Source organism: Olleya sp. ITB9, from assembly GCF_001315805.1.
GTDB lineage: Bacteria > Bacteroidota > Bacteroidia > Flavobacteriales > Flavobacteriaceae > Olleya > Olleya sediminilitoris.
In genome coordinates this window covers 21,801-44,168 of the sequence record NZ_BCBW01000010.1, presented here as the reverse complement: position 1 = coordinate 44,168, position 22,368 = coordinate 21,801, and the positions used below count along the sequence as shown (strand labels likewise).

General features: G+C 31.0%; 24 protein-coding genes. 8 read left to right on the top strand and 16 right to left on the bottom strand.

The features are described 5' to 3' along the window. Positions 1-2 precede the first annotated feature (2 nt). Both ITB9_RS01820 and ITB9_RS01815 read left to right on the top strand, forming a co-directional pair. Positions 3-950, top strand: coding sequence for a type IX secretion system membrane protein PorP/SprF (locus ITB9_RS01820; RefSeq protein WP_054850896.1), 948 nt, complete (start codon positions 3-5; stop codon positions 948-950). Positions 951-953: 3 nt separating this feature from the next. Further along, complete coding sequence (locus tag ITB9_RS01815; RefSeq protein ID WP_054850895.1) at positions 954-2,900, top strand: OmpA family protein; 1,947 nt, start codon at positions 954-956, stop codon at positions 2,898-2,900. 87 nt (positions 2,901-2,987) lie between these two features. Here the strand turns inward: ITB9_RS01815 and ITB9_RS01810 are convergent, their stop codons facing one another. Both ITB9_RS01810 and pdxH read right to left on the bottom strand, forming a co-directional pair. Further along, a complete protein-coding gene (locus ITB9_RS01810) occupies positions 2,988-3,479 on the bottom strand; it encodes a CAP domain-containing protein (RefSeq protein WP_054850894.1) in 492 nt (163 codons plus the stop codon). A 158-nt stretch (positions 3,480-3,637) separates the two neighbouring features. Next, positions 3,638-4,285, bottom strand: coding sequence for a pyridoxamine 5'-phosphate oxidase (gene pdxH, locus ITB9_RS01805; protein ID WP_054850893.1), 648 nt, complete (start codon positions 4,283-4,285; stop codon positions 3,638-3,640). Between the two features lie 44 nt (positions 4,286-4,329). On the opposite strand from pdxH, the gene ITB9_RS01800 reads away from it, so the two are divergent. Further along, positions 4,330-4,638: a DUF3784 domain-containing protein gene (locus ITB9_RS01800; RefSeq protein WP_054850892.1), complete on the top strand. Its 309-nt coding sequence runs from the start codon at positions 4,330-4,332 to the stop codon at positions 4,636-4,638. Here the strand turns inward: ITB9_RS01800 and ITB9_RS01795 are convergent. The 6 genes from ITB9_RS01795 to rpsA form a co-directional block, all read right to left on the bottom strand. Further along, positions 4,635-5,540: a ribonuclease Z gene (locus tag ITB9_RS01795; protein ID WP_054850891.1), complete on the bottom strand. Its 906-nt coding sequence runs from the start codon at positions 5,538-5,540 to the stop codon at positions 4,635-4,637. The two genes, ITB9_RS01800 and ITB9_RS01795, sit on opposite strands and share 4 nt — an antisense overlap. 3 nt (positions 5,541-5,543) lie before the next feature. Then, entirely contained in the window at positions 5,544-5,876 is a 333-nt protein-coding gene (locus ITB9_RS01790; RefSeq protein ID WP_028290772.1) for a hypothetical protein, read from the bottom strand. Positions 5,877-5,878: 2 nt separating this feature from the next. Beyond that, the gene (locus ITB9_RS01785) at positions 5,879-6,808 is read right to left on the bottom strand and encodes an aspartate carbamoyltransferase catalytic subunit (protein ID WP_054850890.1); all 930 of its coding nucleotides are present in this window, start codon (positions 6,806-6,808) and stop codon (positions 5,879-5,881) included. A gap of 60 nt (positions 6,809-6,868) precedes the next feature. Then, the gene (gene pyrR / locus ITB9_RS01780; protein ID WP_028290774.1) at positions 6,869-7,408 is read right to left on the bottom strand and encodes a bifunctional pyr operon transcriptional regulator/uracil phosphoribosyltransferase PyrR; all 540 of its coding nucleotides are present in this window, start codon (positions 7,406-7,408) and stop codon (positions 6,869-6,871) included. A gap of 150 nt (positions 7,409-7,558) precedes the next feature. Beyond that, positions 7,559-7,861, bottom strand: coding sequence for a T9SS type A sorting domain-containing protein (locus ITB9_RS01775; protein ID WP_054850889.1), 303 nt, complete (start codon positions 7,859-7,861; stop codon positions 7,559-7,561). Between the two features lie 294 nt (positions 7,862-8,155). Then, positions 8,156-9,994 (bottom strand): 30S ribosomal protein S1, encoded by a 1,839-nt coding sequence (gene rpsA, locus ITB9_RS01770; protein ID WP_028290776.1) that lies wholly within the window; start codon positions 9,992-9,994, stop codon positions 8,156-8,158. 342 nt (positions 9,995-10,336) lie between these two features. Here rpsA and ITB9_RS01765 point away from each other — a divergent pair, with 342 nt between their 5' ends. Beyond that, on the top strand, positions 10,337-10,717 hold the full coding sequence (locus ITB9_RS01765) for a LysM peptidoglycan-binding domain-containing protein (RefSeq protein ID WP_028290777.1): 381 nt from the start codon (positions 10,337-10,339) through the stop codon (positions 10,715-10,717). 70 nt (positions 10,718-10,787) lie between these two features. On the opposite strand, the gene cmk is transcribed toward ITB9_RS01765, so the two are convergent. The 4 genes from cmk to dnaK form a co-directional block, all read right to left on the bottom strand. After that, positions 10,788-11,483 carry a (d)CMP kinase gene (gene cmk / locus ITB9_RS01760; RefSeq protein ID WP_054850888.1) on the bottom strand — a complete coding sequence of 232 codons (696 nt, stop codon included), beginning with the start codon at positions 11,481-11,483 and terminating at the stop codon, positions 10,788-10,790. A 69-nt stretch (positions 11,484-11,552) separates the two neighbouring features. Beyond that, complete coding sequence (locus ITB9_RS01755; protein ID WP_054850887.1) at positions 11,553-11,993, bottom strand: hypothetical protein; 441 nt, start codon at positions 11,991-11,993, stop codon at positions 11,553-11,555. Positions 11,994-12,002: 9 nt separating this feature from the next. Next, entirely contained in the window at positions 12,003-12,950 is a 948-nt protein-coding gene (locus tag ITB9_RS01750) for a nitronate monooxygenase family protein (RefSeq protein WP_054850886.1), read from the bottom strand. A 147-nt stretch (positions 12,951-13,097) separates the two neighbouring features. After that, positions 13,098-15,002, bottom strand: coding sequence for a molecular chaperone DnaK (dnaK, locus tag ITB9_RS01745; protein ID WP_028290782.1), 1,905 nt, complete (start codon positions 15,000-15,002; stop codon positions 13,098-13,100). A gap of 180 nt (positions 15,003-15,182) precedes the next feature. On the opposite strand from dnaK, the gene ITB9_RS01740 reads away from it, so the two are divergent. Beyond that, complete coding sequence (locus ITB9_RS01740) at positions 15,183-16,604, top strand: L-serine ammonia-lyase (RefSeq protein WP_054850885.1); 1,422 nt, start codon at positions 15,183-15,185, stop codon at positions 16,602-16,604. On the opposite strand, the gene ITB9_RS01735 is transcribed toward ITB9_RS01740, so the two are convergent. Next, complete coding sequence (locus ITB9_RS01735; RefSeq protein ID WP_371440195.1) at positions 16,601-16,888, bottom strand: hypothetical protein; 288 nt, start codon at positions 16,886-16,888, stop codon at positions 16,601-16,603. The genes ITB9_RS01740 and ITB9_RS01735 overlap by 4 nt on opposite strands. 280 nt (positions 16,889-17,168) lie before the next feature. Between ITB9_RS01735 and panB the strand changes: the two genes are divergently transcribed. The 3 genes from panB to ITB9_RS01720 all read left to right on the top strand — a co-directional run bounded on the left by panB (position 17,169) and on the right by ITB9_RS01720 (position 20,218). Then, complete coding sequence (panB, locus tag ITB9_RS01730; RefSeq protein ID WP_028290785.1) at positions 17,169-17,987, top strand: 3-methyl-2-oxobutanoate hydroxymethyltransferase; 819 nt, start codon at positions 17,169-17,171, stop codon at positions 17,985-17,987. A gap of 22 nt (positions 17,988-18,009) precedes the next feature. Beyond that, complete coding sequence (locus tag ITB9_RS01725; RefSeq protein ID WP_028606149.1) at positions 18,010-18,705, top strand: RluA family pseudouridine synthase; 696 nt, start codon at positions 18,010-18,012, stop codon at positions 18,703-18,705. Between the two features lie 142 nt (positions 18,706-18,847). Further along, a complete protein-coding gene (locus ITB9_RS01720) occupies positions 18,848-20,218 on the top strand; it encodes an aldehyde dehydrogenase (RefSeq protein WP_054850883.1) in 1,371 nt (456 codons plus the stop codon). Positions 20,219-20,231: 13 nt separating this feature from the next. Here ITB9_RS01720 and ITB9_RS01715 read toward each other — a convergent pair whose 3' ends face one another. From ITB9_RS01715 to ITB9_RS01705, 3 genes are all read right to left on the bottom strand, one after another. Then, positions 20,232-21,053 carry a sensor histidine kinase gene (locus ITB9_RS01715; RefSeq protein WP_054850882.1) on the bottom strand — a complete coding sequence of 274 codons (822 nt, stop codon included), beginning with the start codon at positions 21,051-21,053 and terminating at the stop codon, positions 20,232-20,234. Positions 21,054-21,223: 170 nt separating this feature from the next. Further along, complete coding sequence (locus tag ITB9_RS01710; protein ID WP_028606152.1) at positions 21,224-21,931, bottom strand: hypothetical protein; 708 nt, start codon at positions 21,929-21,931, stop codon at positions 21,224-21,226. A 9-nt stretch (positions 21,932-21,940) separates the two neighbouring features. After that, complete coding sequence (locus ITB9_RS01705; protein ID WP_028290790.1) at positions 21,941-22,303, bottom strand: hypothetical protein; 363 nt, start codon at positions 22,301-22,303, stop codon at positions 21,941-21,943. Positions 22,304-22,368: the final 65 nt, after the last annotated feature.

Below are 22,368 nucleotides of genomic sequence, written 5' to 3'. Positions count from 1 at the left end.
AAATGAAAAAAGTAAATATATATACTGTTGGTATATTGATTATGTTTAGTTGTACACAACTATTAGCACAGCAATTACCGCAATTTTCGCAATATATGTTTAATACAATCTCTATAAATCCTGCATATGCAGGAAGTAGAGAAACTATTAGTATTGTTGGATTACATAGAAGTCAATGGGTTGGCCTTGCTGGCGCACCAACAACTTCTACTATTTCTGCTCACGCACCTCTTAAAAATGAAAAAGTCGGACTTGGTTTATCTGTAATTAATGATGAGTTAGGTTATGAAAATTTTGTTTATGCTTATGGAGATTTTTCATATACAATACAAGTATCAGAAAAAACAAAATTAGCCTTAGGTTTAAAAGCAGGATTTACACATTATAATCTTGATCAAGAAGGTTTTCTTGATGACCTAACAGTATCAACAGATCCATTTTTTAGTAATTTTACAAATAGATGGAATCCTAATATTGGAGTTGGTGCTTACTTACACCAAAATAAATGGTATGTGGGACTTTCTGCACCTAGAATTTTAAATACTGATTATAACGAAAGTGATTTAGATCCAGAGATAGACTATATAGCTATTGAACGTGTTGGATATTATTTTACAGCTGGATATGTGTTAGATTTAAATGATAATCTTAAATTAAAGCCTTCTACACTAGTAAAAGTTACAAATGGAGCTCCTATTTCGTTTGATTTGAGTGCACATTTATTATTTGACGAAACATTTTGGTTAGGTGGAAGTTATAGATATAATTCAGATACTTCTACTTTAGGTGCTCTTGCAGATTTTCAGGTATCACCACAATTAAGAATTGGATATGCCTACGAACATTATATATCAGATTTAAGACCTTACACTGGTGGAACTCATGAAATACTAATAATGTTTGAGGTATTTAAACCAACAAAACGTGTAAAATCACCTAGATATTTTTAAAAAATGAAACTAAAAATAACTTTATATTTTTTTATATTCTTTTTTGTACAATTTACTATTGCACAAACAAAAGTTGCTGATAATTTTTTTAGAGATTATGCCTACGAAAAAGCTGCAGAACTTTACAAAGAAGCTTTAAAAAAAGAAGATAGTACTGAGCATATATTAACTAGAATTGGTGATAGCTACTTTAACACAAGTAAAGTTGAAAAGGCTGAATTTTGGTATAAAAAAGCTATTGATAAGTATCCAAAAATAAACTCAGAGTACATATATAAATATGTACAAACCTTAAGAAATCAAAAAAAATATGATTTAGCAAATGATTATTTAAGAACATTTAATGAATCTAATAAGAGAGATAAACGTATTAAAGATATTGACAATTTTAATATCGAAAATTATAATCAGTTGACGAATACTGAAAAAGTTTATGTCGACATTCAAAACCTTCCGTTAAATACTGCCTATTCCGATTTTGGAGGTTATGAACACAATAATACATTGTACTTATACTCTACTTGGGTAAAAGATTCTATCACAAATAAAAAAGAACTTTATGAATGGAATAACGAACCTTTTTTAAATATTTTTCAATCTGAAATTAAAGTTAAAAATAAAGAAAAAAGTTTTGGAGAACCTGTAAAATTGAATTCTTCAATAAATACAAAAGATGATCATGAAGGATTAGTAACAATTACTAATGATGGTCAAACTATATATTTTACAAGAAATAACGTTAATAAAAAAGAAAAACGTCGATACTCAAAAGAAGGTACATCCAATTTAAAGATTTACAAAGCAAGTAAATCTGATGATATTTGGGATAATATAGTCGAACTTCCATTTAATAATGATGCTTACTCATGTGGTGCACCTGCTTTAAGTCCTGATAATAAAACATTATATTTTGTATCAGACATGGAAGGTGGTTTTGGACAAACCGATTTATATAAAGTTAATATTAAGTCAGATGGTACATACGGAACACCTGTAAATTTAGGAGCTGATATCAACACAGAAGGAAATGAAAAATTTCCGTTCGTAGCTAAAGATTCAACATTATATTTTTCTAGTGATGGAAACTTAAATTTAGGGTTACTAGATATTTTTGAATCTAATATTTTAAAAATTAAAGAAAACGATTCAACACAAGTGTATATTAAAAATCTTGGTGCACCTTATAACAGTCCGTTTGATGATTTTTGTTATTATACTGATTCAGAGACCCAAACAGGTTATTTCTCTTCAAATCGAGAAGGTGGAAAAGGAGGAGATGATATATATAGTTTTGGTAAATACGATTGTAAGCAATTAGTGTCTGGTGTTATGTATGATGAACTTACTAAAGAGCCATTAAATAAAGTAATGGTATCATTATTAGATGTTAATGGTAAAGTAATTGAAACTTTTTTTACTAAAGAAGATGGTAAGTATGAATTTAAAGAAATTGGTTGTGATAAAACCTACACCATCTTAGGAGAAAGAGTAGTTTATAAATCTGATATGAAAGATTTTGTAACCTCACCTAAAAATGAAGATAAACCTACAATTGATTTATACTTAAAGCCATTAATTATTGATAACGAAATAGTTATTAATCCAATTTATTTTGATTACGACAAGTCTAATATTAGACCTGATGCTGCTTATGAATTAGAAAATATTGTTGCGGTTATGAGAGAACATCCAAAGATGATTATTAAAGTTGAATCTCATACAGATAGTCGCGGTAGAGATAAATACAATTTAAAATTATCTGATAGACGTGCAAAATCAACCAGAGATTATCTATTTTCTAGAGGTATTGCAACAGAGAGAATACAGAGTGCTATAGGTTATGGCGAATCCCAAATACTTAATGAGTGTAAAAACGGAGTGAAATGTACCGATAAAAAACATGAAGAAAATAGACGCTCTAAATTTATTATTACCAATCAGTATCAATAATCTCTGTTTAAATAATTACAAATCAATATCTTAACAAAAAAGCCTTTCCAAATTTGGAAAGGCTTTTAAATATATACTGAATAAATTTTATCTTTTCATAAATATATTGGTAAAATACCACTTATTATTTTTACCTAATTCCGCAGAAATTTCAAAATCTGTGTAGTCTCCTTCAATATTACCTTTGTGTCCTTCACTATTTAACCATGCATTAACTACTGACTCAGCACTTGTAAAACCATAAGCAACATTTTCTGATACTTTAATAGCGTTAGCATTGTCTACTAAAAATGACTTTCTGCTAAAAAAATTATCATGATTTACTTCACTAACATCAACCATGTAGTCTGTATGAGAATACGCCTGACCTTTAATTAATAGGTGACTCTCTAAACTATTTAAACCAATACTAATTCTGTGTTGATTAATTAACTCCAAAATTTCAATTTCAATTGGTTTAGACTCAGGAATAACTAATGCATTAACATCCTGGTTAGGTTGATCTTCACTATCAGATGAGCAAGAAGACAATGTAATTGTAAAACAAATAACAGCAAGTAGGTAAGTAAAACGTCTCATTTTGTTGTGTTCTATTGGTTTGATATCACTAAAGTAGAACACTACTATCTATAAAACTGTTAATAAAATGTTAAAATCGATTAAAAACATGTATTTTAACGTTAATCAGTGCATTTCGTCGATGTTTTAGTGTTTTTACTTACATATTATCGGAAAAATTATGGCGATAATCGATTTTTAACCCAATTGAATTGAGCGTCTAAATCATATAAGATTCTGTCATGTAACCTGTTAGGTCTTCCTTGCCAAAACTCGATAGAAATAGGCTTAACAATAAAACCTCCCCAAAAATCAGGTCTTTCTATAGTCTTACCCTCATAATCTACTTCTAATTGCTTTAGTTTTTGCTCTAAAACTATTCTGTTTTCAACAATACTGCTTTGGTTGGATGCAATTGCACCTAGTTGGCTACCTCGTGGTCTGGATTCAAAATATCCATCACTTAAATTATCTGCTATTTTAGTAGCTTTACCTTTAATAATAATTTGTCTTTCGGCTCCATGCCAAAAAAATGATAAACATACGTTAGGATTATGTTGTATAGCTTTTCCTTTTTCACTTTCGTAATTTGTATAAAAGATAAAACCTTCATAAGTAAACTTTTTAAGCAGCACTACTCTACTTTTAGGATATCCATCTACTCCTATTGTAGATAATGTCATTGCGTTAGTTTCATCTTCTGGAAAATGCTTGTCTACATCATTAAACCATGTTCTAAACAATTCAAAAGGATTTTCTGGAGTGTCCTTAAGGAGTAGTTCTCCTTTTTCGTAAGATTTTCTATAGTTACTCAAGTCTTTTTCCATGACTGTAATTTATATATTTAAAAGAATTTTTACTATTTTAGTATATGGTTTATTCACAAATACTACTTAGTTTAATTTTAATTATTACTGGTTATTTAGTTAAAAAATATCCTGAATTAATTGCTGGTTATAACACATTACCAAAAGACAAAAAAGCTAAGATTGATATTGTTAGTTTATCCAACTTTTTAAAACGTTTGCTTATAGGTTTAGGTGTCTTTTGTATTATTAATTATGCAATATTAACAATGTGTTTAATTAGCGATAGTACAATTATGTATTGTAATACAATAATTATTGTTTTGGTTATTATTGTTGGTTTGATAATGGTTAATAAGCGTTTTAAACTTTAAAACTCAAATATTTTACCATCATCACCTAACTTAACGTTATCAAATATTGTTTGAGCTTCTTCTTTAAAAACATTTAAATCCGAATATCTTGTAGAATAATGTCCTAATATTAATTGCCCAACATTAGCTTGTTTAGCTATACTTGCAGCTTGTTTAGCTGTACTATGTTTTGTTGGTGCTGCTAACTTAGCGTGTTGTTCTAAAAATGTGGATTCATGATATAATACATCTACTTCATCAATAATTGGTACTATAGCTTCGTTGTAAGCTGTATCACTACAAAAAGCATAGCTTTTAGACTTATTTGGAGGAAAAGTAACTGTATCATTTTTAATTAACGTACCAGCTTCATTTGTTACGTCAAAGCCTTGTTTTAATTTACGATAATAAGATACATCAATGTTACTATTTAATACAGCGTTCATGTTTAACTTACGCTCTCCTTCTTTTTCTTTAAATAAAAATCCATTAGTATATACGCGATGATCCAATGGTATGGTTTGGACAGTAACTTTTTGATCTTCAAAAATAATTTCAGAAGATTTACTTGTTAATTCATGAAAATACAGATTATAATTGGTCCATGAATTAGACAATTTCATCTGAAGTGTTATTACTTCTTTTAATCCTTTAGGAGCATAAATATGTAAATCTGTATCACGTCCCAATAATCTAAAAGTTGAAATTAGACCAACTAAACCAAAAAAATGATCACCATGTAAATGCGAAATAAAAATGTGTTTAATACGGTTAAACTTAACTTTATTTTTTCGTAATTGTACTTGAGTACCTTCTCCACAATCAATTAAAAAAATATGATTGTTTATTTCTAAAACTTGAGCAGTTGGATTAGTAAATGTACGTGGTGTTGCACTGTAACAGCCTAGAATATTTAATTTCATTATTTAAAATCCTAAATCACGTTCCATATCTTCCATTTCAATAATATCATAGGCTTCTTGTAAAGTTGGTACTATGATAATTTCATCAGGAGTTTTATCTACATCAATACCTTCGTTTACAATTACAAATGAATGTTTTGCTGAACGATGTTGATTTGACAATCTTAAAAATTCTATTATTTTTTCTAAGGAAATTGGTGTACCTGTGTTTAAATTAACAATAATATTATTGTTTTTATATTTTGGGTACAACGTTTCAATTTTTTTAACCAATTCTATAACCGAAGCATTTTCTTGGGTAATTATGGTCGTATTTTCGTTTTGATCTATAATCATAATTATTGTTTTATTTTAGAGGCTAACAAGTAGATTACTGCCATCCTTACTGCTACTCCATTTTGTACTTGATCTAATATAATAGCTTGTTTTGAGTCTGCAACATCACTAGTAATTTCCACACCTCTGTTAATTGGTCCTGGATGCATAATAGTAATCTCTTTGTCAAGACTGTCCAAAAGCGCTTTATTAACTCCAAATTGTTGAGTATATTCTCTGGTTGATGGAAAGTAACTAATATCCATACGTTCGTTTTGAACACGTAACATATTTGCAACATCACACCAATTTAATGCTTTTCTTAAATTGGTTTCAACCGTCACTCCCAATTTTTCAATATGTTTAGGTAATAATGTCTTTGGTCCACAAACCATAACATTAGCACCTTGTAATTTTAATGCGTATATATTAGATAATGCTACACGACTGTGCAAAATATCTCCAACTATAACTACATTTTTTCCTTTAACTTCCCCTAATCGTTCTCTTATTGAATAACTATCTAATAAAGCTTGGGTTGGATGCTCATGTGCACCATCTCCTGCATTAATTATACTTGCGTTAACATGCTTAGATAAAAACACACCTGCTCCTGGATTTGGATGACGCATGACTACCATATCCACTTTCATGGATAATATATTATTTACTGTATCTATTAAAGTTTCTCCTTTTTTAACCGAAGATTGAGATGCTGAAAAGTTAATCACGTCAGCAGATAAACGTTTTTCTGCTAATTCAAAAGACAATTTGGTACGAGTCGAGTTTTCAAAAAATAAATTGGCAATTGTAATATCACGTAATGAAGGTACTTTTTTAATCGGACGATTAATCACCTCTTTAAAATGATCGGCTGTTTTAAAAATAAGCTCAATATCTTGTTTGTTTAGATATTTAATTCCTAATAAGTGATTGACACTTAACTCGCTCATAGTATTTAGTATTCTAGTGGTAAAATTAATTACCTGTTAGTCAATTAATTTAATGTAACCCTAATTTTGTATTAAGTAAACTGCATCTTCACCCTCATTTTCTAACCAATTTACTTTTACTTTCTCGTTATTTATAGCATCTACCTGACGTCCTCTATAATTTGGTTGTATAGGCAAGTGTCTACTAAAACGTCTGTCTATTAGTGTAAGTAGTTCAATCTCGGTTGGTCTTCCAAAAGACTGTATTGCTGTTAATGCTGCGCGTATGCTGCGTCCTGTGTATAAAACATCATCTATAAAAACAACTTTTTTATCCTCGACGTGTACATTTATTTCTGTACTATTAGCCTCTAGAGGTTTTTCACCTCTTCTAAAATCATCACGATAAAATGTAATGTCTAAATGACCTAATTGTAAATTCTTGATTTTATACTCATCTTTAAGCATTCCAGCCAAACGATTTGCCAAATATTTTCCTCTTGGTTGCAAACCAATTAATACGGTATTTGAAAAATCATTATGATTTTCGATAAGCTGACAAGCCAATCTGTGTAGTATAATATTGACTTCTGTAGCATTAAGTAGCACTTTTTGACTCATAGTGTTCCAAACGGGTTTGGTTAACAAAGTTAAGCTAAAAAATCAGTGTTTGCAATTACTGAAGTAATACTTGAAAAATTTTCTATAAAAAAACAGAAAGCTATTTACTTTCTGTTTTTTTTATTGATTATAATAATTAAAATATAGTGTTTATTGTTTTATAACTTTTAAAGTTTTAAAAGTATTGTTATTTGACATTTTAAGAATATATACTCCTTTTGCTAAATCAGAAATATTAATAGTTTCTATATATTTATGATCCTTTTTTTGGAGCACTTTTTTTCCTAAGATATTATATACTTCATATTCTTTAAAACTTGTATTATTAGTAATCTTAATAAGATCTTGTTTTACAAAGTAATTGAGTTTAGGGTCTTGGATACTTAAGTTATTATCCAATGAGGTATTAATAATACTAGAATTGACAAAAGCAGTAGTATTATTTTCTGTCATAAAATAGCTAGTTCTACCTATCGTTGAAAAGGATATTATTAAGAGCAATAAAAAAATTAAAGTAGTTTTTTGCATATAATCACTGTGTTATCATTCTAAAAGTAAGGTAATTACAAATAAAAAACTATTAAACATATAAAACTTTAACATTTAATCTTGTTATTGTGGACTTAATCGTTATTATTCATTATTTCAATTTAAAAATTGAAATAGGATAATTTACAAATGTTATATAAAATAAAAAAACCTCTCATTGCTGAGAGGCTTTTTTAATATAAGATATAAACTTAAAGCTTATGCTTTACCGTCCATTTTATCTTTTAACGCTTGTAAAGCTTCGTTAGCATCACCTAAAGTAGGTTTAGACTCTTCAGCTTGAGCAGCAGCTTTCTTAGCAGCAGCTTTTACATTTGCCATTTCTTCTGCTTTAAATATAGCAGTGTGAGAAGCAACAACACGTTTGAATTCTTTGTTAAATTCGATAATCTTGAATTCTGCAGAATCACCTTTCTTTAACATCTTACCGTCTTCTTTTTCAAGGTGACGAGAAGGTACAAAAGCAACGATATCTTCGTTAAATTCAATAGTAGCTCCTTTATCTACAACATCAGCGATTTCAGCTGTGTGAGTTGTATCTAAAGCAAACTCAGTTTCGTATTTATCCCAAGGGTTTTCAGTTGTTTGTTTGTGACCTAAAGATAATTTACGTCCTTCAACATCTAACTCTAATACAACAACATCTAATTTGTCTCCTACGTTACAGAACTCAGATGGGTGTTTGATTTTCTTAGTCCAAGATAAGTCAGAGATGTAAATTAATCCATCAATACCTTCTTCTAATTCAACAAATACTCCAAAGTTTGTAAAGTTACGTACAATACCTGTGTGCTTAGAACCTACTGGGTATTTAGTTGTAATATCTGTCCAAGGATCTGCAGATAATTGCTTGATACCTAATGACATTTTACGATCTTCTCTGTCTAATGTTAAGATAACTGCATCAATTTCGTCTCCAACTTTTACAAAGTCGTTAGCCGAACGTAAGTGAGTAGACCATGACATTTCTGACACGTGTACTAAACCTTCAACACCTTCTGCAACTTCGATAAATGCACCATAATCAGCGATTACAACAACTTTACCTTTTACTTTATCTCCAACAGCAACAGTTTCACCTAATGCATCCCATGGATGTTTAGATAATTGTTTAAGACCTAATTGGATTCTAGACTTATCTTCATCAAAGTCTAAGATTACAACATTTAATTTTTGATCTAACTCAACAATCTCATTTGGATGGTTGATACGAGACCAAGATAAATCTGTAATATGAACTAATCCATCAACTCCTCCAAGATCAATAAATACACCATAAGAAGTAATGTTTTTAACAACACCTTCTAGTACTTGACCTTTTTCTAATTGACCGATAATTTCTTTCTTTTGCTCTTCAATATCAGCTTCAATTAAAGCTTTATGAGATACTACTACGTTTTTGAATTCGTGGTTGATTTTAACAACTTTAAATTCCATAGTTTTGTTTACGTACTGATCGTAATCTCTAATAGGCTTAACATCGATTTGAGATCCTGGTAAGAAAGCTTCAATACCAAATACATCTACAATCATACCACCTTTAGTACGACACTTTACAAAACCGTTTACGATTTCTCCAGTTTCGTTAGCTTTGATTACTCTGTCCCAAGCCTTAATTACACGAGCTTTTCTGTGAGATAATACTAATTGTCCTGTTGCATCTTCACGTACATCAATTAATACCTCAACTTTGTCTCCTACTTTTAAGTCAGGATTGTATCTAAATTCGTTTAATGAAATTACACCTTCAGATTTTGCATTGATGTCAATGATTGCATCACGATCTGTAATATGAATTACTTCTCCTTCTACAACTTCATCATCTAAAGTGTCTACGAAATTTTCTGATACTAATTTTTCAAATTCTTTTAATTGAGAATCTTCAACCTCATCAATACCTTCTTGGTAGTTGTGCCAGTTAAACTCAGCTAAGAATTTTTCAGGGTTTGCTTGTGCTTCAGATATTACTGGAGCGTCTTGTTTTGCTGTTGCTGCTGCTTGAGCTTCAACTTCTGCTTGTTTTGCTTTTTCAGCCATTGCAGATAATAATTTGTATTCTGTTGTGTTTAAGAAGATTAGATGCGCTAACACACAGAAGTGTTATAAATAAAATTGTTTTAGTCCCTTCCTATCTTTCTTATATGCGCTAAAAAGGTGTGCAAAAATACTACTTTTTAATCATACTGCCTAATGGTTATTAAAAAATATTAAAATACTGATTTTTAATACTTTAAAATATTCTAAGAAAACACATTTAAAACACTTTAACCGACAAAACAAACACTTTATCTAACTTTTAACAAAAGTAATATTTTGTTAATATTTCTGCTATATTAATTACTATCTTTAAACTGATTAATAAATTAAAACAAATATTTTATGGCTGTAAGAGCAAAATATCAAGGTGTACTTGATTTAGGAGAAAAATTAAATATCGCTAACGGAAACGTTACTGAAGAGAATGGTGTATTAAAAGTAAAAGGAACTGCTGCTACACAATATGAGAAAAACCTTATTTGGGATGCTATCAAAGAAGCTGGTGGAGATAGCCCTTCTGACATATTAGCTAATATTGAAGTTGCAGATGACTCTGTTTATGCTAGACATACTGTTGTTGGTGGAGATACTTTAGGTAAAATTGCTAAACATTACTATGGTAATGCTGCTAAATACACTGCTATTTTTGAAGCTAATAAAGATATCTTAGATAATCCTGACATGATTAAAGTAGATCAAGAATTAAAAATACCTAACTTATAGGCTTATTATAAGTAACTAAAAAAGCGAATTGATAGTTAATTATCAATTCGCTTTTTTTATGTTTTAATATTTAGTCTTTAACTACTAATTGTTTTTTTACTAAATCTAAAACTTTATCAAACTGATCTTTTAAAGTGAGATCAGAATTATCAATCTCTATAGCATCGTCTGCCTTTACTAAAGGAGAATCCTCTCTGTGACTATCAATATAATCACGCTCTTGGACATTACGTAAAACATCTTCATAATCAACCTCATCACCACGACTTACCAACTCATCAAAACGTCTTTTAGCACGTTTATCTGCTGAAGCTGTCATAAATATTTTTAGTTCTGCATAAGGAAAAACGACTGTACCAATATCACGACCATCCATAACAACACCTTTATCTTTGCCCATTTGTTGTTGTTGTTTTACTAACTGATAACGGACTTCAGGAATTGCTGCAACTTTACTAACAAAACTAGAGACTTCAAGTGTTCTTATTTGATGCTCTACATTGTTTCCGTTTAAATACACTTCTGCAAAACCTAATTCTGGATTAAATTGAAAATTAATTGTAATAGCATCTAAATGCGACACTAAAGCAACCACATCAAACCGATTATTATCAATCCATCCATTTTGCATAGTAAATAATGTAACAGCCCTATACATAGCTCCTGTATCTACATATACATATCCTAAATGTTTTGCTAATTGTTTGGCTACAGTACTTTTTCCTGTAGATGAAAAACCGTCTATTGCTATGGTTATTTTTTGCACTTATATTATTTTAGATTGCAAAAGTAGGAATTATAATTCGGAAAAATAAGCTTGACCTTAGGGGCTTTACTAATTGATTGAAAAAGGAGAAAGTCCACTTGAATAATGATATTCAAATTCAATAACTTCTCCTGTATCTATAGTATCACGACCTATAAGATAATAGGTTGTGCCTGTATGAAGGTGAGAAAACTTTTTTGCTTTATGAAAAGTAATAGTTTCGCCTGGCTTATAAACTTTGACAGATTTTATGTCTTCCCTGTCGTAATCTGAAGCTTCGTTTAGATTTAAACTATAATGCGAAAACCTTATTTTAGTATCAGACCATTGTATGGTTGCATAATCATCTAATTTGAAAGGAATATTCAAATATTCTGAATAAGGTTTAATATCTGAAACATCTTCTTTTTTCTCATATATTAATGTAAAAAAAATAACACCTACTCCTAAAATAAAACAAGCTAAGGCTACCTGTAAAAACTTTATTATAAATTTTGAATCGATAGCCATAGTCAATATCTATTTTGTCAAGTTAGAGACAATGTCTTTTATTGGTAAAATTTCTTTTGTATGCTCGATACTAGGACCTGCAACCCAAACCGTTTTATAAGTCGCCTTTTTAGCTGCTTTTTCTGTAGCTTTCATTCCTATTGAAAAACGAATCATTTTAACCCATTTTTTCAATTTTTTATTTTTATTTAATACACGTTCTAACCACGTTTGTTTAGTCCCTATTTTCTGTACGTAAGGTGTATTAATAACTGTACACGGTGTCCCAGAGATACGTTCTGTCATTATAATGTCTTCTGCTCCATAATCAACACATGCTTGCTTATACTCATCTGTAACACCTGCTTCTACTGATGCTATAAAAGGACTACCTACAGATACACCTTCTGCTCCATAACTAAGCATTGTATCAATATCTGCTTTACATCCTACTCCACCTGCTGAAATCACTGGTATACTTAAAGCTTTACTTAATTGACTAGTTAATTCTTGTGGAGAGATGTTTCCTCTGTGTCCACCTGCTTGATTGTTAACTGCTATCGCAGCATCTGCACCTAATTGTTCTACCTTTTTAGCAAAACGTAAATCCGTAACATCACAAAACACTTTTATTCCTGCTTTATGTGCTTGATTAATGGTTTCTTCTGGACTACCTAAAGATGTTATAATAAAATCACATCCTTCCTCACACAACACTCTAAGTTGGTCTTTATATTTAATATTAGATTTATTAACTATTAAATTAAATCCAAAAGATCCTCCTTCAACTTTATTAGCTTTTAATTGCTTAATTGCAGCTTTTAGCTCTTCTAAAGTACGATAATTTAACGCAGGAATACAACCTGCAACACCTGCTTTCATTCCCTCTGTTACCATAGCAACATTAGACACTAAAAACATTGGTGCTTGTATTATAGGATATTTTATATTTAATAGTTGAGTTAATTTAGTTTCCATTGTTCAGTTTATTATATATACAAATATAGGAATAAATTTATTATGCATGCATAGTTTTTTTTGCATGATTGAAAACAAAAAAACGCAACCAAATTAATGATTGCGTTTTAAATATTATGTGATTCTGATATTTAATCAGATCTATAATTATTTTACTTCTTCAAAGTCTACATCTTCAACATCGTTTCCTTCTGCTGAGTTGTCTGCTCCTGCTCCTGCATCTGGACCTGGCTGACCACCTTGTGCTTCTGCTTGAGCTTTATACATTTCCTCACTTGCTACTTTCCAAGCTTCGTTAATTTTTTCTAACGCTGGCTCAATAACAGCAAGATCTTTACTTTCGTAAGCTGTTTTTAATTCTGCTAAAGCTGCTTCAATTGGTGCTTTTTTATCATCAGATAATTTGTCACCAAATTCTTTTAATTGATTTTCTGTTTGGAAAATCATAGAGTCAGCCTCATTTAATTTTTTAGCTGTTTCTGCTGCTTTTTCATCTGCTTCAGCATTTGCTTCAGCATCAGCTTTCATTTTTTGAATTTCTTCTTCAGTTAAACCAGAAGACGCTTCAATACGAATATCTTGAGATTTTCCTGTAGCTTTATCTGTAGCAGATACTTTAATAATTCCGTTAGCATCAATATCAAAAGTTACTTCAATTTGAGGTGTTCCTCTTTGTGCTGGTGGAAGACCGTCTAAATGGAAACGTCCAATTGTTTTATTATCTGCTGCCATAGCACGTTCACCTTGTAATACGTGAATCTCTACTGATGGTTGGTTATCTGCTGCTGTTGAGAAAACCTGAGACTTTTTAGTTGGTATTGTTGTATTTGCTTCAATTAACTTAGTAAATACATTACCCATAGTCTCGATACCTAATGATAAAGGTGTAACGTCTAATAGTAATACATCTTTTACATCTCCAGTTAAAACTCCTCCTTGGATTCCTGCTCCTAAAGATACTACCTCATCTGGGTTTACTCCTTTACTTGGTGCTTTTCCAAAAAATGCTTCTACTGCTTTTTGTACTGCTGGTATACGTGTAGATCCACCTACTAAAATAACTTCATCAATATCAGATTTTGATAAACCTGCAGATTTTAATGCAGTTTGACATGGCTCAATAGTACGTTTTACTAAATCGTCAATTAATTGTTCAAATTTACTACGTGTTAAAGTACGTACTAAGTGTTTTGGTCCACTAGCTGTAGCTGTAATGTATGGTAAATTGATTTCTGTTTGCTCAGAAGATGATAATTCAATCTTAGCTTTTTCTGCAGCTTCCTTAACACGTTGTAAAGACATTGGATCTTCTCTTAAATCCATTCCTTCTTCGTTCTTAAACTCGTCTGCTAACCAGTCTATAATTTTTTGATCAACGTCATCTCCTCCTAAGTGCGTATCTCCATCTGTAGATAATACTTCAAATACACCATCTCCTAATTCTAGGATAGATACATCATGCGTACCACCACCAAAGTCAAATACAACTATTTTTTGGTCTGTACCTTTTTTGTCCATACCATAAGCTAATGCTGCTGCAGTAGGCTCGTTAATAATACGACGTACTTTAAGTCCTGCAATTTCACCAGCTTCTTTAGTAGCTTGTCTTTGCGAGTCATTAAAATATGCTGGTACTGTAATTACTGCTTCAGATACATCTTGACCTAAGTAGTCTTCAGCAGTTTTTTTCATTTTTTGTAATACCATTGCAGATAATTCTTGTGGTGTGTATAAACGACCATCAATATCAACACGTGGTGTGTCATTATCTCCTTTTACTACTTTGTAAGGTACACGTTCTGCTTCTTTTTTAGATTCAGAATATTTGTTACCCATAAAACGTTTAATAGAATAAACTGTTTTTGTTGGGTTTGTTACTGCTTGTCTTTTAGCTGGATCTCCAACTTTAATTTCGCCTCCTTCTACAAAAGCGATAACTGAAGGTGTCGTACGTTTACCTTCTGCGTTTGGGATAACAACAGCTTCATTACCTTCCATTACAGAAACGCATGAATTTGTTGTTCCTAAATCGATTCCAATAATCTTACTCATAATTTTATATATTTTTATTTTTGTGTTGTAACTATTACGGTTTCAATAAGTCAATGATTATGCCAAGACAATAGGACTGACACGATGTCATAATCACTTTTAAAATCTATTTCTTTTTAATATTAATATGTGATACAAAAAACTATATTTGTCGCTCAATACTAAAACGATTTCGAAGTTATGGAGTGTATTTCTGTTTTTGACATGCTTAAAATTGGCGTAGGTCCTTCTAGTTCTCATACTTTAGGTCCTTGGCGAGCTGCTGAGCGTTGGATATACGAGCTAAAAGAAGCCAATCTTTTTGATAGTATCCAAAACGTAACTATAGATCTTTACGGATCGTTGTCATTGACAGGTAAAGGGCATGCTACTGACTTAGCAGTCATGCTTGGTTTAAGTGGTGCAGATCCGGAACGCATCCCAACAGATACCATAGACATTATTATAGCATCTATTAATAATACTGAAAAATTAGTTTTAAATAACGAGCGTGTTATCCCTTTTGACATCAAAAAGGATATTGTTTTTAATCGTGCCTTCTTGCCTTTTCATGCTAATGGAATAAAGTTTACCGCTTTCGCGGAAAACCAAATACACACCTCTACCTTCTACTCTATTGGTGGTGGATTTGTAGTTAAAGAAGAACGAACGGTTGATGCCGAAAATAAAGAACTAAAAAAAGAATTTCCTTTTCCTATTGATAAAGCTTCAGAACTATTAGCTTTTTGTAATAATGAAAATAAATCTATTTCTGAAATTGTTTTAGAAAACGAACGCTCACTTAGATCTGACGAGGATATTGATTTTGAGCTAAAACGTATTTGGGACACCATGTTAGAATGTATGTTTGTTGGTTGTCACACCGAAGGTAATTTACCAGGAGGCTTAAATGTTAGACGTCGTGCTTTTGACACACACCAAAGATTGAATATAGAAGTCCCATACAACACACCTCAAGAATGGTTAGAAAGTATTAGACATAGTGAAGTTAAGTTTAGACAAATACTAAAGTGGGTTAGTTGTTTTGCATTAGCTGTTAACGAGGTAAATGCCTCACTTGGACGTGTAGTAACTGCACCAACTAACGGAAGCGCTGGAGTAATACCTGCTGTATTAATGTATTATATGGTTATTGAAAATCATGATGCTAACTTTGACGATATAAAAACCTTTTTATTAGTCGCTAGTGAAATTGGTAGTATCTTTAAAAAAGGAGCTACAATTAGTGCTGCAATGGGTGGATGTCAAGCCGAAATTGGAGTGTCGTCTGCAATGGCTGCTGCTGGATTATGTCAACTTTCTGGTGGAACACCAGAACAAGTTATGATTGCTGCAGAAATAGCTATGGAACATCACCTTGGACTAACCTGTGACCCAATTGGTGGTTTAGTACAAATACCTTGTATAGAGCGCAACAGCATGGGAGCAATTAAAGCTATTAACGCAGCAGAACTTGCTCTTGACACAGATCCAAAAAATGTAAAAGTACCATTAGATAAAGTTGTAGATACTATGTGGGAAACTGCAAAAGACATGAATACCAAATATAAAGAAACCAGCGAAGGTGGTTTAGCAGTTCGTGTAAGTTTGGCAGATTGCTAATTACAAGAGCGTCTGGTATCTACTATATAAAATATTTTCCACTGTCTGTTCTCTTTTATTAATTGAAACGAGTTAACACCACAATGCCTTTTTTTGTCATTATACCAAAACTCATAAGGTGTCCAAACATTAGCCATATTACCATCAATCTTCACTTCAAAACTTAATAAAACTTCTTTAAAAGAATCGGTTTCTGGAATTGATTTAATTTGACCTACAAAAGCTTTAAAGTTCGTCAAAGACAATGTTACATCTTGAGACGTTGTTTTACTAATAGATTGCATTAGTACAGTTTTATAAACGGCATTATACATTTTAGTGCTATCCTGAGCATGAAAGCCCTCAAAAAAGTTAGTGATTGTTTTTATAACCATCTCTTCTTCTGTATTATTTTGTGCATGGAGAAAAGTAACGTTCAACACAAAAAAAAGACTAAAAACAAATCTCATATACTATTTTAATTTATTATTACAACGTAAATATAAGATTTTCAGTAGTAAAGAAAAATTTAGTCTTAATCCTTAATTTTGTACATTTACAATCCATACAAAAACGAAACTAAATATGTCCGTAGCAAAAAAAGAATATAAAAGAGTAACTGTTAAGTCATTGGTAGAAATGAAAAAAAATGGAGAAAAAATCTCTATGCTAACTGCTTATGACTACACTATGGCTAAAATAGTGGATAGTGCAGGTACTGACGTTATTTTAGTAGGTGATTCTGCTAGTAATGTTATGGCTGGACATGAAACTACTTTACCAATTACACTAGACCAAATGATTTATCATGCATCTTCTGTAGTTAGAGCAATAGACAGATCATTAGTTGTGGTTGACTTACCTTTTGGTAGTTACCAAAGTGACCCAAAAGAAGCTTTACGTAGTGCTATTAGAATCATGAAAGAATCTGGTGGACATGCAGTTAAAATGGAAGGCGGTAAAGAAGTAAAAGACTCTATTAAACGTATTTTACATGCAGGAATACCTGTTATGGGACATTTAGGGTTAACTCCTCAATCTATATATAAATTTGGTACTTATACTGTTCGTGCTAAAGAAGAGCAAGAAGCTAAACAATTAAAAGATGATGCCTTGATGCTTGAAAAAGCAGGTTGTTTTGCATTAGTTTTAGAAAAAATACCTGCTAAATTAGCTCAAGAAGTAGCAGAAAGTGTGTCTATTCCTGTAATTGGTATTGGAGCCGGAAATGGTGTTGATGGTCAAGTACTAGTTACTCATGACATGATTGGAATGACACATGAGTTTAATCCAAGATTTTTACGTCGTTACATGAATCTTTATGAAGACATGACAAATGCTTTTATACAATATGGTAAGGATGTTAAAAGCGGAAATTTCCCAAGCGATAAAGAACAGTATTAACTTACAATAGTTAACAAATAAAATGTCAAAGACATTATCCAATAAAGACAATTTAAAGGTTGTTTATGAAGATAATCACATTATTGTAGTAAATAAACGTGCTGGAGATATTGTACAAGGAGACAAAACAGGAGACACACCCTTAAGCGATGTTGTTAAAAACTATATAGCAGTTAAATACAACAAACCAGGAAATGTTTATTTAGGGACTGTCCATAGGTTAGATAGACCAACCACAGGATTAGTCATTTTTTCTAAAACAAGTAAAGCATTACCACGTTTAAACAAGTTATTTGTATCTAAAGACATCTCTAAAACCTATTGGGCATTAGTAAAAAACCCTCCAGAAAAACCATCTGGAACCTTAATACATTGGCTTAAAAAAAATCCCAAAAACAATAAATCTAGAGCCTACAAAAAAGAAGTTCCTGATAGTAAAAAAGCTATATTACATTACAAAATTTTAAAAAAACTAGACAATTATTATCTATTAGAAGTTAATCTAGAAACAGGACGTCATCACCAAATACGTGTACAATTATCCACAATAGGAAGCCCAATAAAAGGAGATTTAAAGTACGGATTTAACCGTAGTAATAAAGATGCAAGTATTAGCCTACATGCCAGAAATATCACCTTTATTCATCCAGTATCTAAAACCGATTTAAATATTACAGCTCCTTTACCTAAAGACCCTATTTGGGATGCTTGTCTTTAGTTTATGGCGTTACCACAAGGGGCGTGTCATCCATTATATCTTTTTTTGCCATATATGGCAGTAAAAAAAGGATGCCATTTCTACCACTAACGCAATAATAACAACCTTATAAAATAGTTATCTTTAAAATAAAAAAACACCTATGATACCAGATCTATTAAATGCTCAAAAAAAGTTTTTTAAAACAGGGCAAACCCAAGAGGTAGCCTACCGTAAAAAAGTCTTAAAATCACTTTTAAACCATTTAATAACTAGAGAACAAGACATCACTGAGGCGTTATATAAAGACTTTAAAAAACCAGAATTTGAAAGTGTTTTAACCGAAACCGCTATTGTAATACAAGATTTAAAACATACCATAAAAAAATTAAGTAAATGGGCTAAACCAAAACGTGTTTTTCCTGCTTTATTAAATTTCCCGTCATCAGATTATTTGTATTCTGAACCTTATGGAAATGTTTTAGTCATCGCACCTTGGAACTACCCTTACCAACTAGCAATAGCACCTTTAGTTGGTGCTATTGCAGCAGGTAATACAGTTGTACTTAAACCAAGCGAACTTACTCCAAACACATCTGCTTTATTGAGTGATATTATTAAAAAGGTATTTAAACCAGAACACGTTACTGTAGTACAAGGTGGTGTTGGTACATCTACACAATTATTACATCAACGTTGGGATTATATTTTCTTTACAGGAAGTGTTAATGTTGGCAAAATAGTAGCTAAAGCAGCAGCACCAAATTTAACACCAATAACGTTAGAGTTAGGCGGAAAAAACCCTTGTGTTATAGACGAAACTGCTAATATTAAACTTACTGCAAAACGAGTAGTTTGGGGTAAATTTGTTAACGCTGGACAAACCTGTATTGCTCCTGATTATGTTCTGATACATCATACAAAAAAGGAAGCCTTTTACAAAGCTATACAACATGAAATAGAATTAGCTTATGGACAAAACCCTGAAGACTCAAAAGATTTAGCTAGAATCATAAATATCAAAAATTTTGAACGTCTGTCTGAGTTATTGGTTAATCAAAAGTGTAAAATTGGTGGTCAAACCAATGCTAAAGACCTTTATATAGCTCCAACTATTATTGACGAACCAAAATTGGATAGCGAAGTCATGAAAGATGAAATATTTGGACCAATTCTACCTGTAATTTCTTATCAAGATGTTTCGGATTTAGATCGTATTATACTGTCTTATAACAAGCCTTTAAGCTTGTATGTATTTAGCACAAATTCCGCAAAAGCGAAACAATTAATAAAAAAATATTCGTTTGGAGGTGGTTGCATAAACGACACTATAGTGCATTTTGCAAATCACAGATTACCGTTTGGAGGTGTTGGTAACAGCGGAATTGGAGCTTATCATGGTCAATATACTTTTGACACGTTTAGCCATAAAAAGGGCATTGTAAAAAAGGCCAATTGGCTAGATATTCCTGTACGTTATGCTCCTTATAAAGGTAAATTAAACACTGTTAGAAAAGTACTTAAATGGTTGTAGCTTCCTGCAATGTTTATACGGGTTGATTTAAAGGATATTCTAGTTGTAACTTAACACCTTCTCCTGGATTTGATTGTAGACTAAAATTAGTATTTATAAGCTCTGCACGACTTTTCATATTTAATAATCCAGAGCCTTTTTCTACAGTTTCTGAGTTAAAACCCTTACCATCATCTGTAGCTTTTATAACTAATTTATCTTGCTCATAATTAAGAATAACTGCAAGGTTTTTAGCATCAGAATACTTAACTGTATTGGAAAAAAATTCTTGTAATATTCTAAATATTATAATTTCATGCTTTTTATTAGTAAAAGGTATGACTTCCCCTTTAACATGTAGCTCTGCAGAAGCAAACCTCATCTTTTTAAGTCTATTTAACTCATTGGTTATGGATTGCTCAAAACCAATATTTAAAACAACTTCATTGTTTAAAGATCTGGATAACATCCTTACTTCTTTTAAACTTTGTTTAACAAAATCTGAAGCTTCGGAAAAATTGTCTTGTGCTTCAGTATTCAGTTTGGTTTTTAAGATGTTAAGCTGCATACTAGCAGCTGCTAACAATTGTCCCACATTATCATGTAGCTCCCAACCAATATTTTTTAAGGTTTGTTCTTGTATTTCGGTTTGTGCATTTGACAATTCTGCTTCAAAAGCTTGTTGTTGCATAATTTGATCTAACAACAATTGGTTTTTTCTTTTTTGAAAAACTATAAAAAACAAAATAACAAGTGTTGTTACAACTATTAAAACACCAATCATGTAAATTAGTAAGTAACGCTCTGCTGCAGTGGATACTTGTGGTGATTGTAAAAGCAATAAAAGGTTAATCATGTTTGGTTGTGGTTTTTGAAACTATAGGTACAATGTAAAAACAAGTATACATAAATATAACAGTAAACAAAAATAGCTAACGTTTTTAATTTTAACATACAGTATTGAAGACAAACACTCAAACTTTATATATTTATTGATTAAAAATAAATAAAAGCTTTGATATCATATTATTTCAATAGTTCAGATCTTGAAACTAAAAGTCCAATAGCAAATGTAGTATACATAAACAAGTTTGAAAACACATAAATACTACGTTTTAAGTTAATAAAGCTTTTATCTTCTAAAATGTAATATTTATCATAAAACACCAGTGGTGTAACAATTAACCACCATAAAAATAAAGATATACTTATATAAAAATAAGGAGATGTTGAAAATTTTAATAGATTTTCGTTTTGTAGTAATTGGATAAAATATATTGAAGTACACCCGATAATTAATATTGCTCCAAATATGTATATTACAGGGTCTGAAGTGTAAAATAAACTATCAAAATCAAAAATAACCTTTGCAAAACAATAAATCCAGAATGATAGTAAAGTTATTTTAATAACTTTTTTTAACAATATATCTTTAAAAAGTTTGATATAAAAAAAAGTCAAAAAAGAAACTGCAAATACATCAAAAAACAAAGTAAACCACCAAGTATTATAGGCAAACTTAGTTCCTTTTATAGGTTTAAAAAACTCAAAATTATCTAAATAAAGAGTATATGAACCAAAAAAATCTACAAAAAACAAAAACACTAAAATTTTAATAAAAAAAACAACAGCTGTGTCTTTAAATTTTTTCAAACACAAAAGACCTATTACAGCTGTTGTTGCTTCTAAAATATGTGTAATTAGAAAATAATTTTTAAATAAAAAATCTAGCATTAGATTGTTTTATTGTGGACAACCTGATTGTGGTGGATTACCATTACCTGCTCTATCCATTCCGTTAGCTCCAATTATATCATGGTTACCACCATTTATTTCTTCAGTTGGCACCATAAAAATCGTCGTGTATCCTTTTTGATCTAATTTTGACACTTTATCTACTCCCAGATAAAACCTAATACCGTTCACAGATTTATTTTCTTCTTTAATCATTTTGATAAATGTTTCCATCTCTTCTAACGAGTACCATGAAGATCTGTTATCTGGTTTGCCGGCTGCTCTATCATTAGCATCTTTTCTTAATTTAGTCCATTGATCACTAAGCTCTATCGCTTCTTTTGCTGTAATCACTCCTTGTGGTTTTGACATCTTTTTTAATTATTGTTAATAGTTATTAATAGCTAGAGCACGAAAGTACTTAAATTATATTAATA